Origin of the sequence: Flavobacterium silvisoli (assembly GCF_004329815.1) — a bacterium.
Taxonomy (GTDB): Bacteria; Bacteroidota; Bacteroidia; order Flavobacteriales; family Flavobacteriaceae; genus Flavobacterium; species Flavobacterium silvisoli.
Genome location: NZ_SJPE01000001.1, coordinates 389,612 through 406,436, shown reverse-complemented (window position 1 = coordinate 406,436; position 16,825 = coordinate 389,612). Strand labels below are relative to the sequence as shown.

Below are 16,825 nucleotides of genomic sequence, written 5' to 3'. Positions count from 1 at the left end.
GCCAAATCGTTTTATCCTTATTCTAAAACCGAGTAATCTCCTATACTGATGCTTTTAAAATCGCCATCAAAACTGGCGTGATTGCCAATCATTGCATTGTCTAATTTAGCATTTTTGATGTGAACATGCGTTTGTATCAAACTGTTTTGAATTTTACTGTTGGTAACGTGAGTTCCTTTTCCTAATGATACATTTGGTCCAACAATAGAATTAATCAACACCACGTCCTCTCCTATGTAACAGGGAGGAATAATAGTCGAATTTTCCAATCTTACATCATAATCAACCAAATGTTCTCCGTCATTATGTAAAAAATGCAACATTCTTGAATTGGTTTCAACCGTTACGTCTTTGTTCCCGCAATCCATCCATTCATCGACCTTGCCCGGCACAAATTTCATGCCTTTTGCCATCATTTGTTTGATTCCGTCATTAATTTGGTATTCCCCACCGTGAATAATATTATTATCAAGCACCGACTGCAACTCGTTTTTCAGCACAGCAACGTCTTTAAAATAATAAATTCCAATCACGGCAAGGTCTGAAACAAATTCTTTTGGTTTTTCTACCAGCTCTACAATTTCGTTGGCTTCGTTCAAATTAATCACGCCAAAAGCTTCCGGTTGGTCAACTTGTTTAACCCAAATTACGCTATCGGCATTTTGGTCTAAATCAAAATCGGCACGAATCAAAGTATCGGCATAGGCAATTACCGCCGGGCCACTGAGTGAATCTTTGGCACACATGATGGCATGTCCGGTTCCCAACGCTTCATTTTGATAATAAATAGTTCCTTTGGCACCCAACTTTTGAGCTATGGCGATCAAATCTTCTTCTACTTTTTTGCCAAAACTTTCATGAATCACAAAAGCAACTTCTTCAATATCCTGATTTAAAACTCCGGCTATATCTTCTACCAAACGGTGAACGATTGGTTTGCCCGCAATGGGAATCAAAGGTTTAGGAATGGTTAGTGTGTGAGGACGAAGACGTGAACCGCGTCCTGCCATGGGAACTATTATTTTCATTATTTGTTGTATTAAGATTTGAGTATTAAGTAGTAAGACTGTATACTCTATAATTTTTTATTTTACCGCTTATTGCTGCTGCCACCTACTAACTACTTCACTCCTGTGCTGCCAAAACCGCCTTCTCCTCTTGACGTTTCCGATAATGCTTCCACCTGAATCCACTCGGCACGTTCGTGTTTGGCAATTACCAATTGGGCAATTCTTTCTCCGTTTTCGACTACAAAATTTTCATTGGATAAATTTACTAAAATCACGCCGATTTCACCACGATAATCCGCATCAACCGTTCCGGGTGAATTAAGGACAGTAATCCCTTTTTTGGCGGCTAAACCACTTCTTGGCCTGACTTGAGCTTCATACCCTACGGGTAGTTCAATAAACAAGCCTGTTTTTACGATGGCTCTGTCTAAAGGTTTAAGTGTTATGGGTTCTGATAAATCAGCACGCAAATCCATTCCGGCTGAAGCTATAGTTTCATAATTGGGCAACTCATGTTGCGATTTATTGATGATTTTAATGGTCATTATTTACGTTTTATTATTCTGAGTAAAGTTTCTTTTTCGCTGTAGTAAATAAAATATAAAAACAGGATTAACAATACTGCTTTGATATAATAATTCTCTCGGACATAAGGAATGTAAAATGATACCGCCGAAAACAAAACGGTGAGTCCTAAATAACTGAATATTTTATTAAAATCATACGGAATCGGGTATTGTTTTTGTCCCATTTTATAAGAGATAATCATCATACTTCCGTAGGCTGCAATAGTTGCTATGGCAGAACCATAGTAGCTCATACTGGGAATCAACAGCCAATTCAGGAACAAAGTAACTCCGGCTCCCACCAATGAAATGTAGGCTCCGATTTTGGTTTTATCAATGAGTTTGTACCAAACCGAAAGATTGGTGTAAATGCCTAAAAAGAAATTGGCCAGCACAATCAACGGTACTACTTTGATGGCATCCCAATAGATGGCTTTCGGGACCAGCGGTACTTTCAGTAAATCAATAAAAGCAATGACAAAGAGGCAAATGAAAGAACCGAAAATCACAAAATATTTGGTAATCGTGGCGTAGGTTTGCTGCGCATTCTCGTTACTGGCATGGCTGAAGAAAAAAGGTTCAATCCCCAGAGTATAGGCGGTTCTGAACAAGACCATGAACATCCCTATTTTGTAACAGGCCGAGTAAGCACCAATTTCAGACAGGGGAACATGCATCCAATCTAAAAGAATTTTATCAAAATGCTCATTGATGGCAAAAGCAATTCCCGCGAATAAAATGGGTAATCCGTAGCTCATCATCCTTTTCCAAAGCAGTTTATCGAACTTCCAGGAAATTCCGGTATAATTGGGAATCAACACCAATAATGTTGCTAAACTGGCCATTAAATTAGAGATGAAAATATAGCCGATTTGGTAGTTTTCAAAGTAAATGGTTTTGAAAAATCCGTCCGGATTTTGCTCGGCCAGTTTGGGCAAAAAAGCTAAAAAGAATACGTTCAACAACAAATTGACGGTAACATTTCCCATCTTGATGACCGAATACTTGATGGGTTTTCTCTCTGCTCGCAACTTAGAAAAAGGAATGATTGCCAAAGCATCTAAGGTCAATATCCAAATCGTGTAGGTAATATATTCCACACTGATATCAGCCCAATTTCCAAGGGTCTTTCGGGACAAAAGGGCCAATCCGAGAAATGCTAAAGAAGACCAAAACAATGAGATAGTTGCCGTGGATATTACGTTTTTCTTATCGTTTTCTATGTTATAAAATCTAAAGAAAGCAGTTTCCATTCCGTAGGAGAGCACTACATTGAAAAACACCAAGTACGAAAAAATAACCGAAACTTGCCCCATTTCGGCCTTATCCTGCAGGTAATATACGAACAACGGATTCAGAATAAAACTTATGATTCTGGGAAAAACCGTGGCCAGTCCGTAAATTAGGGTTTGTTTAAAAAGATTTTTATAAAGGCTCAACGAGAGTATATTTTATTGGTATCGAACAAAAATAGCCATTATATTGATTCCAAAAAAAAAGAGCGAACATTTGTTCGCTCTTTCTTATGAATTTATGGTTTCTTAACCTTTCAAAGCTTCCGCACCACCCACAATTTCCAAGATTTCGTTGGTAATTGCCGCTTGACGGGCTTTGTTGTAGGTCAATTTCAATTGGTTTCTCAACTCGGTTGCATTGTCGGTTGCTTTGTGCATAGCGGTCATACGTGCACCGTGCTCAGCGGCAAACGAATCGCGTACCGATTTGTACAATTGAGTCTTCAATGACTTTGGAATCAAGGTCAACACAATTTCTTCCTTTGAAGGTTCAAAAATGTAATCACCACCTGAAATTGGTTTATCAGTAGCAACCGGAGCTAATGGTAAAAACTGCTCTGTAATTACAATTTGAGTTGCAGCATTTTTAAACTGGTTGTACACAATTTCGATTTTGTCGTATGCACCGGAAATGAATTTTTCGGTCAATACATCTGCAATAGCAGCCACATTTTCGAAGGTTAGATTGTCAAAGACTTCGTTCTTGTTATCAATAACCGTATTGGTTTTACGCAATACATCATTTCCTTTTTTACCAATAGCAAAGATATCAACCTGTTTTCCAACATAACTATCCGCAAGTTCTTTGGTTTGCTTAATAACGTTTGTATTAAAAGCTCCCGCTAAACCTCTGTTAGAAGTAATAGCAACGATCAGCACTTTGTTTATTTCACGTTGCGTGGTGTATTGTCCACCGGCATCACCGTCCAAAGTTGCGCTAACACTTTGCAATAATTCCGTTAATTTTTCGGCATAAGGTCGCATGGCTGTAATAGCATCCTGTGCTTTTTTCAACTTTGCGGCAGATACCATTTTCATCGCCGACGTAATTTGCATCGTTGACGAAACGGAACTGATTCTGTTACGGATTTCCTTTAAGTTTGCCATGTTCTTGTATTAAGGTTTTAGTATTAAGTAGTAAGACTAATTCTTGTATATTTCAAGTCTTTTGTTTTACTACTTGATACTTAATACTTTTACTTTTATTAGTTATATTTTGCTGAAATTTCTTTAGCTGCTTTTTCTAAAACATCAGTAATGTTGTCATCCAACTTACCTGCTTTTAAAGCATTCAACGTATCTCTGTGTTTGTTGTTCAAGTACTCAATGTAATCTTTCTCGAATTCTTTTACTTTGTTTACAGGAACGTTTCTCAACAAGTTTTTAGAACCGGCATAGATAATAGCTACCTGATCTTCTACTGTAAACGGGTCGTTTACCGCTTGTTTCAAAATTTCAACGTTTCTTCTACCTTTTTCGATTACGTTTAATGTAGCCGCATCCAAATCAGAACCGAATTTTGCGAACGCTTCCAATTCACGGAACTGCGCTTGATCTAGTTTTAACGTACCTGATACTTTTTTCATCGATTTGATCTGAGCGTTACCCCCCACACGCGATACCGAGATACCTACGTTGATCGCCGGACGAACTCCTGAGTTGAACAAGTCAGACTCCAAGAAAATCTGTCCGTCAGTAATCGAAATTACATTGGTTGGGATATAGGCTGATACGTCACCTGCTTGTGTTTCGATAATTGGTAAGGCTGTTAATGAACCGCCGCCTTTAACGATTGGTTTCAATGAATCCGGTAAGTCGTTCATGTTTTTCGCGATATCGTCATCAGCAATCACTTTACACGCTCTTTCTAATAAACGAGAGTGTAAGTAGAATACGTCTCCAGGGTAAGCCTCACGTCCCGGTGGTCTTCTTAACAACAAAGACACTTCACGGTACGCTACCGCTTGTTTTGACAAATCATCATAAATGATCAAAGCCGGACGACCTGAGTCACGGAAATACTCTCCGATAGCAGCACCTGCCATTGGAGCATATACCTGCATTGGCGCAGGATCAGAAGCGTTAGCGGCTACAATTACTGTATACGCCATAGCGCCTTTTTCTTCTAATGTTTTAGCAATACCTGCAACGGTTGACGCTTTTTGCCCCACAGCTACGTAGATACAGAATACCGGTTGACCTGCATCGTAGAACTCTTTTTGGTTCAAGATGGTGTCGATACACACAGTAGTTTTACCGGTTTGACGGTCACCAATAACCAACTCACGTTGACCTCTTCCTACCGGGATCATCGCGTCGATTGACTTGATACCTGTTTGAAGTGGCTCGGTTACCGGCTGACGGAAGATAACTCCGGGAGCTTTTCTTTCCAATGGCATTTCGTATAAGTCACCACCGATTGGTCCTTTACCGTCGATTGGCTCACCAAGGGTGTTAACCACACGTCCTACGATTTGCTCACCTACTTTTAAAGAGGCAATACGTTGTGTTCTTTTTACCGTTGATCCTTCACTGATTCCGGTTGAAGGTCCTAAAAGTACTACCCCAACATTGTCTTCTTCTAAGTTCAATACGATAGCTTCCAATCCGTTTTCGAATTGTACTAACTCACCATACTGTGCGTTTGATAACCCGTACACACGAGCGATACCATCCCCTACCTGAAGAACAGTTCCTACTTCTTCTAACGTAGCACCGGATTGAAATCCTTCTACTTGTTTCTTTAATATTGCTGAAATTTCAGCAGCTTTAATTTCTGCCATTGTTTGTATATTTAATGGTAATTAATTACTAAATTCTCTTTTTAACTCCTGCAATCTGTTGGCTACAGAAGCATTGTATTGTTTGTCTCCGATTCTCAAAATGAATCCACCAATGATACTCGGATCTACTACATTTTCAACCGTTATCTTTTTGTCTGAAATCGTAGCGATTTTGGCTAACACTTGTTTTTCCAAATCAGCTGTGATAGGGAAAGCGGTAGTGATTTTAGCCACTTCAATCCCATTCATTTCATCAAACTGCGCATTGAATTGTGAAGCGATGGCTGCTAAAATTTCAAATCTTTTATTCTCTTGTAGCAATCGGAACAGTGAATTGGTTTCAGACTGTACATTAGCGAAAACTTCTTTCAAAGCACTCATTTTTACTTCAGAAGAAGTAATCGGACTTGATAAAAATTCGCTCAATTCAGCACTTCCGGCAACGGTAGCCACAATAGACAACATGTCGTCGTTTACCTTGGCGGCATTTCCGTTAGAAACCGCTGTTTCTAAAATTGCTTTGGCGTATCTAATCGCTGCTCTTGACATACCGATTAATTTAATTTTACGTCACCCAACATTTTCTCAACCAATTTGGTTTGAAATTCTTTGTTAGATAATTCATCTTTCAATAATTTTTCGGCGATATCTAACGATAACGTTGAAACGTGAGCTTTCAATTCAGCCATAGCTGTGTTCTTCTCACTTTCGATAGCAGCTTTGGCTTGCTCAATCATTTTTTGACCGGCAACCTGAGCTTCTGTTTTGGCATCGTTAATCATTTTTTCTTTGATTTCACGAGCTTCTTTAATCATTGAATCACGCTCTAATCTGGCTTCTGCTAATAACTTTTCGTTATCGGCTTTCAGGTTTTGCATTTCTTTCTTAGCGTTTTCAGCCGATAGTAATGCATTTTTAATCCCTTCCTCTCTTTCGTTTACCGCATCAAGAATTGGTTTCCAAGCGAATTTTTTCAATAAGAAAATCAGCGCAATAAAGATGACAAGCATCCAAACAAATAAACCAAGTGAAAATTGTTCTAATAATTTTTCCATTATGTATATAAATAATCAGATCTAGAATTCTTTTTTTTAAAAACAACAGTTACAACCAACCGTTGCAACTGTTGCTGTTTTTTTGTGATTAAGCAGCGAATAACGCAGCGAAACCAATACCTTCGATCAAAGCAGCAGCGATAAGCATAGCTGTTTGGATTTTACCTGAAGCTTCTGGTTGACGAGCAATAGCGTCCATTGCTGAACCACCAATTTTACCGATACCTAAACCGGCACCAATAACGATTAAACCTGCTCCTACGATAGTTGGAATTTGCATAATGTATATATATTTAATTAAACATTCAATTTATTAATGATGATCATCATGGTGATGTTCTTCATTGGCTGCACCGAAATAAAGTGCTGATAACATAGTGAAAATATATGCCTGTAAAGCGGCTACTAAAATTTCCAATAATGACAAGGCAAAAGCTAAGACAAAAGACAAGCTGCTTCCGATCCAGTTTTTGAAAATAAACATTAAACCGATGATGCTCATCAAAACCACGTGGCCAGCCACAATGTTAGCGTAAAGACGAATCATCAATGAGAAAGGCTTGATTATGGTTCCCAATAATTCAATAGGTGCTAAAACCAATTTCATAGGTGCAGGAACGCCCGGCATCCAAAAAATGTGTCCCCAGTAATTTTTGTTGGCTGTGAAAGTTGTGATTAAATAGGTCACTAAAGCCAGACCTCCGGTGATGGCAATGTTACCGGTAACGTTTACTCCCAGTGGTGTTAAACCAAAGATGTTTAAGAACCAAACAAAAAAGAAAATAGTCAACAAATAACTCATATACTTTTTATAGTTCTTGCCAATGTTCGGAATAGCGATATCATCTCTGATGTAAAGAATGATTGGTTCAAAGAAACGTCCGGCGCCTTTTGCAATCCCTCCGTTTTTAGCATATGATTTTGCCAAATTAGTAAATAAGAAAAACATGATTAACGAAACCACCAACATCATGAAGACGTTTTTGGTGATTGAAAAGTCAAGTGGTTTTTCGTTAGTAGCGTGGTGTTTTTCATCAACAGTTACTTCTCCCTCTGCACTGGATACTTTATAGATTTTTCCGTGAAATAATCGGTAGTAGTTTCCATTGCTTTCTGCCGCACTCTCTCCGTGGTGAAATTTAGAAGAAGAAAACAATTGCAGACCGTTATCCCATAAAATAACCGGTAACGGAAAACCAATATGATGTTCTACTTTCGCATCATCTTCGTACGAAAACAAATGAAAATCATACGAATCTTGCAAGTGATGATTGATAAACTCTTTAATCTCGGTTTTTAAATCTTTCGATTCTTCTTCGTGGTGTGCTGCCGTTTCAGTAGTTACTGAATTGTGTGCAACAGCGGTTGAATCGCTTTCAGGATTTGCAACGGTAACCAGAGGTAAAAATGCTACTAAAGCTGCAACTATAAAATGGAGTGGTTTTTTTGAAATCACCATATCTGATTTTATCTAAAATTTTATTTCTTCAAATTTGGCGCAAAAGTACAATTTTAATTAATATGAAAAAGTATAAGTTTTGTTTTTTTGACAGAACTGTCGTTTTTTATTTCATTTATTACTTATTATTTAAAATTCTGATGGTTAGAAGTGTTTCTATTGCCAAAAAAGAAATAAAAATAATAAAGAAGTTTGTTTTTTCCGCAGAAACTTCATGGGTAGTTGCTTTCAAAATCGGTCTGAATAAAAAATAAGCTATCGTCATTTTTAGCGATGTTGCAATCAAGAATGTATAACCTACATAATCCAAATTCTTCTTTCTCACAAACGACAATACACTCATAATGATGAGGGAAAAAACAAAAAAGATGCTATATAAAGTGGTTACTGAATACACCCATTGCGACAATTCGGATTTGGAAAGACAATTGGTTACCACAAAAAAATTGACACTGAAAGCAATACCTGAACATATAAAAAGATAAGCTGCGGATTTCAAAAACTGCTTAAAATAGGGGGAATTATTCATTTTTATTGATTTCTTTCAATTGGCGGTTGATGTTGTAAAAAGCAATGGCAACGCCTACCAGTACCATAATCTTTACGTACCAGTTTTTCTCATTAGGATATTTTGCATCAAGCCATTGCCCAAAGTAAGCAAAAAGAAAAACAATCACACCCATTTGAGTTGGAATGCTGATTAAAGTCAGCCATTTGTTAGGCTGTTTTTTCTTCGGTAGATTGTCCATTAGCCGGCAAATTTTTTACATGAGGTTTCATGACACAAGTAGCACTGAATTCGGCTCCGGGTTCTACGGATAGTTTCCCGCAAATGACTTCACCTTTTATGTGCGATTTAGATTTAATATTCAGGATTTCCTGTACTTGTATCTTTCCTTCAAATCTGCCTTCGATATCCGCATTTTTGCAAACGATGTCGCCTTTGACACTGGCCGCCGGGCCTATCACAATTTTGCCTTTAGATTGAAAATTTCCTACCAAATGACCGTCTAAACGAAAATCAGCCGGTGAAAAAATATCGCCATTGATGGTAGTTCCTTCGACTATTCTATTGGTTTTACCCAAGAGATCGGTATACGATTTCGGACTTTTTTCAAACATAATCTTATCCTTTTCGGTTTGGTTCCATTTGAGGTGCCGGTGGCAAACCTTGGGCTTTTTGCTGGGCTTTTGTTGGCCCTTGTCCTTCCGGCGATTTCGGATTTTTAAAGTTTTTAGGCTCTTCTATTTGATCTGAGCCTTCCGGTTGGTCTTCAGTCACTTGTTGTTTAGGCTGTGGTTTCGGTTGTTTTGGTTCAGGAGCTCTTTCAAACGTTCCGTCCCAGTTAGGTTGTTCCGGATTGTCTACGAGTTTGCCTGCCAAATAATCCTCCAAATTCTTTTTAATTTGAACAATAGTATAGTTCTCGGCCGATATAATTATCGGGGTATCCGGAACTTTATACTCTTTGAACTCTTTCAAAATTGAGGTGATTCCGGTAGCCAAATCTTTGGAAGTTATTCCGTGAATCACAACAAAATTGTCGGTCATGGTATAAATATCCTTAGACAAAGTTAATCTTTTTAAATCCCTGTCTTTTATAAATTTATTGATTTTTTCGATTAATGTCTTGGTATTTTTATCTTCAAAATCTTTAGATTTGTATAGTATCTTCCAATTTTTAGAATCGCCAGACGATAACTGCAGAGCTTCCAGTTTTGGCAAATCTACCGACAATAATTTTTCGGCTCTTTTGCCTTCTTCGCTGTTTGGATAATTCAGAGCAACAAAATTCAAGGCTTTGCTGTACTCCGACAAACCACCTAGTTTTCCTATTACTTGAGCTTTTAACAATTCAAATTTCGGCACAATTTCTTCTCCGGTGTAGCGTTCTATGGCTTTTTCGGTAGCGATTAAAACGGTTTTGTATTCTCCGTTTTGGTACTGCTTGTAAATACTTTCATAAACGGCACTCGGCGAATCATTCGATTTGTCGATTTCACCCGAAGGATTCAGCAAAATCTGTGCGTATCTCGAATCAGGATATTGTGCGATGATTTGGGCTTTCATTGCTTCCGCTTTGGACGAATCTGATAGTTGATACAATTTGTACAAATTATACATAGAAGGCAATACCAATCTTTCTTCCGGTTTGTTTTTGAGCAGTTGCTCGAACTTGTTGACCGCCAACTGATTTTCTTTGAATTTTTCCTTATATATGACGCCCAATTGGTAGTAAGCAAAGTTTCTTTCTTTAGCCAAACTATCAATCACTACCGTTGACGTTGGCAATTGTTTGATGTAAAAATCGGGGGTGAATTTTTCATCAACAGGCGCAACTCCATCGGTGTTTTCAGCATTTTTTTCTACTGTATCTTTATCCTTGTCGGCTTCTTTGTCGCTGTCTTTATCTGCTACTGATGCTACCCTCCAGTTGTCTTTCAGCGTTCTTTTGCCCCATATTCTGATGAATTCTTTTTTACCGTAAGCCACAGTAGCCGGATTGTAAAAGTAAAAAGTGCTTCCGGCGGCAGCTAAATCGGGTCCTTTTGACGGCGGCATCATCCTGTTGGTTTTGCCGTCCGGACTCATCATTCCACCGTCTCTTTCCTGGTTTTCTTTTATGATTGCGGCTTTGTCCGCCAGTTTTTGAGCCGCTTTTTCCTGATCTTTCAGTTTTTCAATATACTTTTCGAAATAAGCCTTTTTGTCGTTTTCCGACATATTGTAAACCGAAATAATGCTGTCATTGCGAACAGCTATACCTTCATATTTGATAACGTCTTCCAGATTTTCTCTTTTCTTTTTAATCAAATTGAATTCGCGGGTTCTCGGCTTGAGTTGTACTAATGTACTATCGTAATATTTTCCAGCGGTCGCGTATTTTGCCGAGTTAAAATAGATGTCTGCCAAATTCCTGTAATTGGAAGCAATCAGATAAGTGTCCTGAGTTTTTTTCTTAAGGGAAATGTTGTAATATTTTTTGGCCTGAGTGTAGTTTTTCTGTTTATCATAAAACAATCCCATTTGGTGGTTTAATGCATCCAAATAAGGTCGGTTTTCTCTGTCTTCCAACAAGTCATTGTATTTTTTCAGAAAAGCAATAGTGTCTCCTTTGGCAAAATCAAACTGGCTGGATTGTCTGATATGAGCATGGATTACATATTGTCGGGCCGATTTTCGGTGCATGTCTATGACTGATTGATACGTCGCATAAGCACTGTCTTTGTATCCCAACTCTTCGTATAGTTGTGCTAAAATAAATCGGTAGCGCGCTTTTTCTTCGTTAGATTTGGTGAATTCGGTAGCGATTTTAATTTTGGCAATGGCACTGTCTTTCTCTTCCAAATTCAAAAAGGCTTGTGCTAAAGTAGCATTAGCGTCAGCAAAAATCTGATCTTTAAAATGGATTTCCTTGAGTAGTTTTCGAAGGTTGTTTACTGCCAAGGCATCATTTTCCAGACGCATGTTGGTCTTTTCCCTCCAAATTTTTACTTCATAAATTTTGTCGCTGTTTGGATATTTGTACAACACATAATTGAAGGCCTCCAAGGCGGGAACAAAACGTTGGTCGTAGTAACGGGCTTTACCCAACATCAAATGCGCTTCGTCCATTTGAGGGTTTTTTTCTGAACCCTGAATATTCATGGAATGCTTTTGAATGGCTTTGGTGGCTTTGGTTTCGGCTCGGTCAAAATTGGGATTCTTAACATCGCCGGGCATTCTGTTTTCATCGGAAACCTGCATTCGTTCTACCGGTAGTCTCTCCCAAAAATTGTCTCTGTTTTGCAATACCACATCCTGAATCCCTTTATCTAAAGCAATTCCACCGTTATATAGAATATTGTATTTCGTACTAAGCGCATGTGAATTTCTGGACAGGAAGGTATTTTTTTTGGTAGAACAAGCTATCAAAAAAACAAGCATTCCGGAACAGATAAAGTATTTGAGTGTATTGGTTTTCAAAGCAAAACGTATTTTGTTATAACGCAAAAAAGCGATAAATAGTATAACTGACTGGTAAAAATACGTTTCTTTTTGATATGGCAAAAAATTACACTGCAAAAAATGCCTCGAGCTCTTTTAAAGTTTCGGGTGAGGTTTGAATGTCTTTGACCACTTCGCCTAAATGCAAGGCTACAATTCGGTCGCAAACCTCAACAGTATGTACTAAATCGTGGCTCGAAACCAATACCGTTACGTTAGGATCCTCGGCCAATTCTTTGATGATTTTTTTCAGGCGATTTACCGTTGTTGGGTCTAAATTAGCAAAAGGTTCATCCAAAATAATTACTTCGGGATTGCCAATGAGCGCGGCAACAATACCAACTTTTTTCATATTTCCTTTGGATAAATCGCGCAGGTATTTTTTACTATTGAGAATTTCTCCGTTAAAAAACTCTTCGTGTTTTTGCAGTAAAGCATCCACATCGGCTTTGTTCTGACCGCGTAAATCTCCGATGAAATAAAAATATTCCTCGGCCGTTAAATACCCTATCAAAAAACTCTCATCGATAAAAGCAGCAGTAAATGGTTTCCAGTTTTCGCTGGTATTTACTTGTACACCATTGTTGATTATATGTCCGGAACTCGGTTGAATCAGGTCTAACAGCAAGCTGAAAAAAGTAGTTTTACCGGCACCGTTGTTGCCTACCAAGCCGAAACTTTGTCCTTTTGGGATTTCGAGGTTTGGCATGTTTAAAACTAAAGTTCCGGCGTTATATCTTTTGGTTAAATTGGTTACTTGTATCATGGTTTTTATGATTTAATTTTTTTGTTTGTAGGCCGCAATGGTGGCGTATTTTTCGGTTTTGTAAATCTTCTCTATTTTGGTAAATACTTTGTCTCTTAAAGCAAAGCCCAACACTCCGGCCAAGGCCACTAACAGAAATCCTAAATTGGCCGAATGGACATAATATCCTAAAGCATATAACAACATCGGCACTAATAATTTAGGCAGTGAAATCAGCATGGTTTTTATATTGAATGCTTGTTTGTCGCCAAAAGCTTTATTGGCCATGGTCAAATCGATTGGCGTTTTTACGTAGGCACCGCCGAGCATTACTAAATGTGAATTAACCCCAATGTTGTAAATGGCTCCCACCACTATCAGCATATAGGTTTGCCATCCAAAATAGAGATAAAATGAAGCGATGATGGTAGCAATAACGGTTCCAATAACCATCAGCCACCATTTGGAGGTAAGGTATTGGCGGTAGCTGATGTTCTGACTCATCATTAACTGGTAATAAGCACTGTCCCAACTTGGCACAAACTGCCCGAAGGTGAATAGAAATCCGCCCGAAACAAAGATTCCGGCAAACACCTGCATCATTGGGTTTTGATAAGCTTCAATCGAATTAGTGAAAAACAATAATCCGTAGAAAATAAACAGGAAACTCATAATTACTGTTGTTCGGGAACGCTTGTTTCTTCTCAACAGTTTGATATCGTTTTTCAGAAAGGTTCCCAACGTGCCGAATTGGTTCAGCCACGTGTAATCTTCTGTTTTGGCTTCAGCACTTTTTTTGGCCAAACCGGTGTCTAAATTCAAATTGCTTTTGAAATAGGCAAACGAAAAATAGTAAACCAATATGCCTAAAAGCAGCGGAGCTGCAAAACCGTAATTCGTATTGTAAAAAGACTGGAAAAATGGTTGGGTATAATCGGTAATGGTAAAAAGATGGTAATACTGAGCCAAGCCCAATGACACTACCGCAATCAACATAGGGTAAAAAACACTGTTTTTATTATTGAGTAAAACGTTAATAAAGTTATTGGTAAAAATAAGCGCCATCATGCCCAAGTGCCAAAGTACTGCCTGAAAACCGTAATCGTGCATCAATAAAACCACCGTAAAAGGCAGAAAGAAAAAAGCGTGGATGATATTGAAAAAAGAAATACTTGTTTTACCCAACGAATAGTGAACTATTGTATTGCGTTTTATGGGTAAGGTGAGCAACGGTTTGATATTCGTAACCGGCATCTTTTGCAGAAAAAAGCGAATCACCAAATCGCCTACCAAATAGTAAATGAGATAGGTATTCACCGTTGAAAGCGGTTCGAGTCCTTCTTCTTTTAAAATGAAATAAACGGCCGTACCCAGAATAGCAAAGCAAGCAATGAAATACAATGCGGCTAATCCCATAATGATTTTCAGCACCAAATTAGTCCCGAAGGAAGCAGAGCGTAGGAATGATTTCCATTCGAGCCGGATAAAATGTTTGAACATGGTTGTTGGTTTAGGTTTTCGAATTAGTTTTTAAATATAGGAAAATGTTACATATTTTCTATCAACTCGTATTCGGGATAAGTTTCTCTGAGGTATTCTTCAGCTTTGGAAGGAATTAAAACTAATACAATATATTCGCCTAAAGCCATAATAATCAAAAGAAAACTCACTAATAACAATGCCCAATCGTTGTAGTTTTCGCCTTTAATATGAAGGGCAATTTGGATCGGTAAATTCATTAATCCTGTAAAGGAACCATATCCAAAAATGATTTCTTTGAGCAGCCATTTTTTACCGGTTTTTTTGTGATTTTTTTTATTTTTTCTAGACAACCAAAAAATCCCAACAAAAAAAGAAACTGCCAAAACTACAAATGTCATTTGCACAATTAAAACGTCTTGTTGGAGGAACTTCAACAGGTAAAAAACAATACCGATAGCCGCCAACGTTCCGATAATTTTGGGCAAGCGGAAAAAGGTTTTGAGCTCGTTCCAAACCAATTTGTTGTATTTGCTGCTAAGTGCCCCTTTACGTTTATCCACCACATCCATAAACCCGAAAACGCCAAACTTTTTGAACTCTATTTGCAAGGCTTCTTCAAACGTGAGTTTCGGATTGGTTTCCCATTGCTCTTCTATAGCGTTCGCCAAATGGTCTACCAGTTCGGTTTGTAAATCGTAGTATTCCACATAGTGCTGGCGCGTAAAAACATAGAGCTTTTCGATTTGTTCGGCGGTTACCTTCATAAGTTATATGTAGTTTAATCGGTGGCGGTTGAATTTTATAATTTCTTTCAAAAAGTAAACTCCATAACCGGTAAACAAAAATGTGAACAATGTCAACGTGTAAACCGAGACGTTTTCTTTTCCGAAAATAGGTAAAAAGAACAGCTGCAACTGATAAAGAATCATCAAAATATTTCCTGCTTTTTCTACGGCGTAAAACCTTTTTTTGAGGTACCATCTGACATAACCCGTTTGAAACAAAGCAAGCGTAATGACCAACACAAAGAATAAATTATTTACCGTAAAGCTCTCGGAAAAATAAGGATTGACATCAACCTTTTTGAAAAAGAAAAACAACAATATTCCAAAAAACAACATAGAGGGTTTGAACAAAAACAACAAAAATTGCCGAACCACCTCCCAAGAAAAACTCCATTGTTTTTTGTTGTTTTTCAGGATTGCTTTTTTGTTCAGTATCATGTATTCCTTGAAAGCAGGATAAAATTCATTTTGGCCGGTTGACATTTTCTCTTCTACAGCAGTCGCAATATGGTCTACCATTTCCTGGCGAATGTCAGTATAAACAACATCGTTACTCAAAAGATAAGTATCGATAAACCGGATTTCGTCTTTGCTTAAATTCATGTTACGGTTTTTTGTCTTATTAGAGATTTTGAAGTTTTTTTACAGAGAAAAAATAAATAAAATAATACATTATTGACAAAGTCATGTAAAACGAAAATATACCTATCCAATAAACCGCATCAACCTTTCTTATTATTTGAATAAAGATGAAGAGATACGTCATTAAAACAGTATTCGTTACTCCCGCAAAAGACATTGAATATGATTTCCTTTTTTTGGAAAACATTGAGTACAATATGACTAAAGAAATTGGTGCCGGAACGACAATGGGTAAAATATCAAAATATTCCATAAACCATTCTTTGCCATTGATGGAAACCAAGTTGTAAACAACAGTAATCATTAAAGCATAAGCCAAAAGAAACTTAATTGACAAAATATTTTTGAGCAGTAATTTCGAGCCAATCCTGGAACTATTTCTGTTCAGTTGCAAATTAGTCTCTCGAATAAAATCTTTCCTTTTGCGCATAAAATCCTCGAATACTTCATCAAAAGAACCATCTGATTGTTCCAATTCTGTTGCCAAATGATCTAATAATTCCAATCGAATATCTGAGTAGATTATACCGTATTCTTTGAAGAGTATTTTATCCATTCGTGAAATATTCTCTTTACTCAGTTTCATATCGTATCCAATTTAGGTTGTACCAATGCCTGCATGTTTCTGATAAAATCTTCTAATTCCGCCAGGCGATTTACCGTTTCTGTGGTCCCTTTTTCGGTGAGTTTGTAGTATTTTCTCAGCCGGTTGTCTACATTTTCTATTTCTACCTCCAACACTCCTTCTGCCTCCAGTTTGTGCAGCGCCGGATATAACGCACCTTCGGTAATTTTTAATTCTCCTTTGGTAATTTCCTTTACTTTTTGGGTAATTTCATACCCGTACATTCTGCCATTTTCGCCCAAAAGTGTCATCACTATAGTCGTCAAACTTCCCTTGTACAATTGTGAATTTTTCATTGCTCTTTATTTAACAATGACCAAATATACATAAGTTTTCTATATACATAATAATCTTATGTAATAAATTTTATGTTTCTTTAAAAGTATCCGT

The 16,825-nt window shown here is 37.7% G+C and carries 19 protein-coding genes; all 19 read right to left on the bottom strand.

The features are described from left to right. Positions 1 to 17: 17 nt before the first annotated feature. Positions 18 to 1,028 carry a sugar phosphate nucleotidyltransferase gene (locus tag EZL74_RS01800; RefSeq protein WP_131474875.1) on the bottom strand — a complete coding sequence of 337 codons (1,011 nt, stop codon included), beginning with the start codon at positions 1,026 to 1,028 and terminating at the stop codon, positions 18 to 20. A gap of 92 nt (positions 1,029 to 1,120) precedes the next feature. Next, positions 1,121 to 1,555: a dUTP diphosphatase gene (gene dut, locus EZL74_RS01795; RefSeq protein ID WP_131474874.1), complete on the bottom strand. Its 435-nt coding sequence runs from the start codon at positions 1,553 to 1,555 to the stop codon at positions 1,121 to 1,123. Next, the gene (locus EZL74_RS01790) at positions 1,555 to 3,015 is read right to left on the bottom strand and encodes a lipopolysaccharide biosynthesis protein (protein ID WP_131474873.1); all 1,461 of its coding nucleotides are present in this window, start codon (positions 3,013 to 3,015) and stop codon (positions 1,555 to 1,557) included. Before EZL74_RS01790 ends, dut begins: the two co-directional genes overlap by 1 nt. A 102-nt stretch (positions 3,016 to 3,117) precedes the next feature. Further along, positions 3,118 to 3,978, bottom strand: a complete 861-nt coding sequence (atpG, locus tag EZL74_RS01785) for an ATP synthase F1 subunit gamma (RefSeq protein ID WP_131474872.1) — start codon at positions 3,976 to 3,978, stop codon at positions 3,118 to 3,120. 98 nt (positions 3,979 to 4,076) lie between these two features. Further along, positions 4,077 to 5,654: a F0F1 ATP synthase subunit alpha gene (atpA, locus tag EZL74_RS01780; protein ID WP_131474871.1), complete on the bottom strand. Its 1,578-nt coding sequence runs from the start codon at positions 5,652 to 5,654 to the stop codon at positions 4,077 to 4,079. 21 nt (positions 5,655 to 5,675) lie between these two features. Next, positions 5,676 to 6,209, bottom strand: coding sequence for an ATP synthase F1 subunit delta (gene atpH, locus EZL74_RS01775; protein ID WP_131474870.1), 534 nt, complete (start codon positions 6,207 to 6,209; stop codon positions 5,676 to 5,678). Continuing rightward, on the bottom strand, positions 6,209 to 6,709 hold the full coding sequence (locus EZL74_RS01770) for a F0F1 ATP synthase subunit B (protein ID WP_131474869.1): 501 nt from the start codon (positions 6,707 to 6,709) through the stop codon (positions 6,209 to 6,211). Before EZL74_RS01770 ends, atpH begins: the two co-directional genes overlap by 1 nt. 88 nt (positions 6,710 to 6,797) lie before the next feature. After that, complete coding sequence (gene atpE / locus EZL74_RS01765) at positions 6,798 to 6,989, bottom strand: ATP synthase F0 subunit C (protein WP_008255642.1); 192 nt, start codon at positions 6,987 to 6,989, stop codon at positions 6,798 to 6,800. A 33-nt stretch (positions 6,990 to 7,022) separates the two neighbouring features. Continuing rightward, a complete protein-coding gene (atpB, locus tag EZL74_RS01760; RefSeq protein ID WP_131474868.1) occupies positions 7,023 to 8,168 on the bottom strand; it encodes a F0F1 ATP synthase subunit A in 1,146 nt (381 codons plus the stop codon). Between the two features lie 118 nt (positions 8,169 to 8,286). Then, positions 8,287 to 8,697, bottom strand: coding sequence for a hypothetical protein (locus EZL74_RS01755; RefSeq protein ID WP_131474867.1), 411 nt, complete (start codon positions 8,695 to 8,697; stop codon positions 8,287 to 8,289). Then, positions 8,690 to 8,917, bottom strand: a complete 228-nt coding sequence (locus EZL74_RS01750; protein WP_131474866.1) for an AtpZ/AtpI family protein — start codon at positions 8,915 to 8,917, stop codon at positions 8,690 to 8,692. Before EZL74_RS01750 ends, EZL74_RS01755 begins: the two co-directional genes overlap by 8 nt. Next, a complete protein-coding gene (locus EZL74_RS01745) occupies positions 8,886 to 9,290 on the bottom strand; it encodes a bactofilin family protein (protein ID WP_131474865.1) in 405 nt (134 codons plus the stop codon). Before EZL74_RS01745 ends, EZL74_RS01750 begins: the two co-directional genes overlap by 32 nt. A 4-nt stretch (positions 9,291 to 9,294) precedes the next feature. Next, the gene (gene porW, locus EZL74_RS01740; protein WP_240034541.1) at positions 9,295 to 12,135 is read right to left on the bottom strand and encodes a type IX secretion system periplasmic lipoprotein PorW/SprE; all 2,841 of its coding nucleotides are present in this window, start codon (positions 12,133 to 12,135) and stop codon (positions 9,295 to 9,297) included. 88 nt (positions 12,136 to 12,223) lie between these two features. After that, positions 12,224 to 12,922, bottom strand: a complete 699-nt coding sequence (locus tag EZL74_RS01735; RefSeq protein WP_131474864.1) for an ABC transporter ATP-binding protein — start codon at positions 12,920 to 12,922, stop codon at positions 12,224 to 12,226. A gap of 12 nt (positions 12,923 to 12,934) precedes the next feature. Continuing rightward, on the bottom strand, positions 12,935 to 14,401 hold the full coding sequence (locus tag EZL74_RS01730) for a DUF5687 family protein (RefSeq protein WP_131474863.1): 1,467 nt from the start codon (positions 14,399 to 14,401) through the stop codon (positions 12,935 to 12,937). A gap of 47 nt (positions 14,402 to 14,448) precedes the next feature. Next, entirely contained in the window at positions 14,449 to 15,147 is a 699-nt protein-coding gene (locus EZL74_RS01725; RefSeq protein WP_131474862.1) for a hypothetical protein, read from the bottom strand. A gap of 3 nt (positions 15,148 to 15,150) precedes the next feature. Next, complete coding sequence (locus tag EZL74_RS01720; RefSeq protein ID WP_131474861.1) at positions 15,151 to 15,771, bottom strand: hypothetical protein; 621 nt, start codon at positions 15,769 to 15,771, stop codon at positions 15,151 to 15,153. 19 nt (positions 15,772 to 15,790) lie between these two features. Further along, a complete protein-coding gene (locus EZL74_RS01715; protein WP_131474860.1) occupies positions 15,791 to 16,396 on the bottom strand; it encodes a hypothetical protein in 606 nt (201 codons plus the stop codon). Continuing rightward, positions 16,393 to 16,731, bottom strand: coding sequence for a PadR family transcriptional regulator (locus EZL74_RS01710; RefSeq protein WP_131474859.1), 339 nt, complete (start codon positions 16,729 to 16,731; stop codon positions 16,393 to 16,395). The genes EZL74_RS01715 and EZL74_RS01710 overlap by 4 nt, the downstream gene beginning before the upstream one ends. Positions 16,732 to 16,825: the final 94 nt, after the last annotated feature.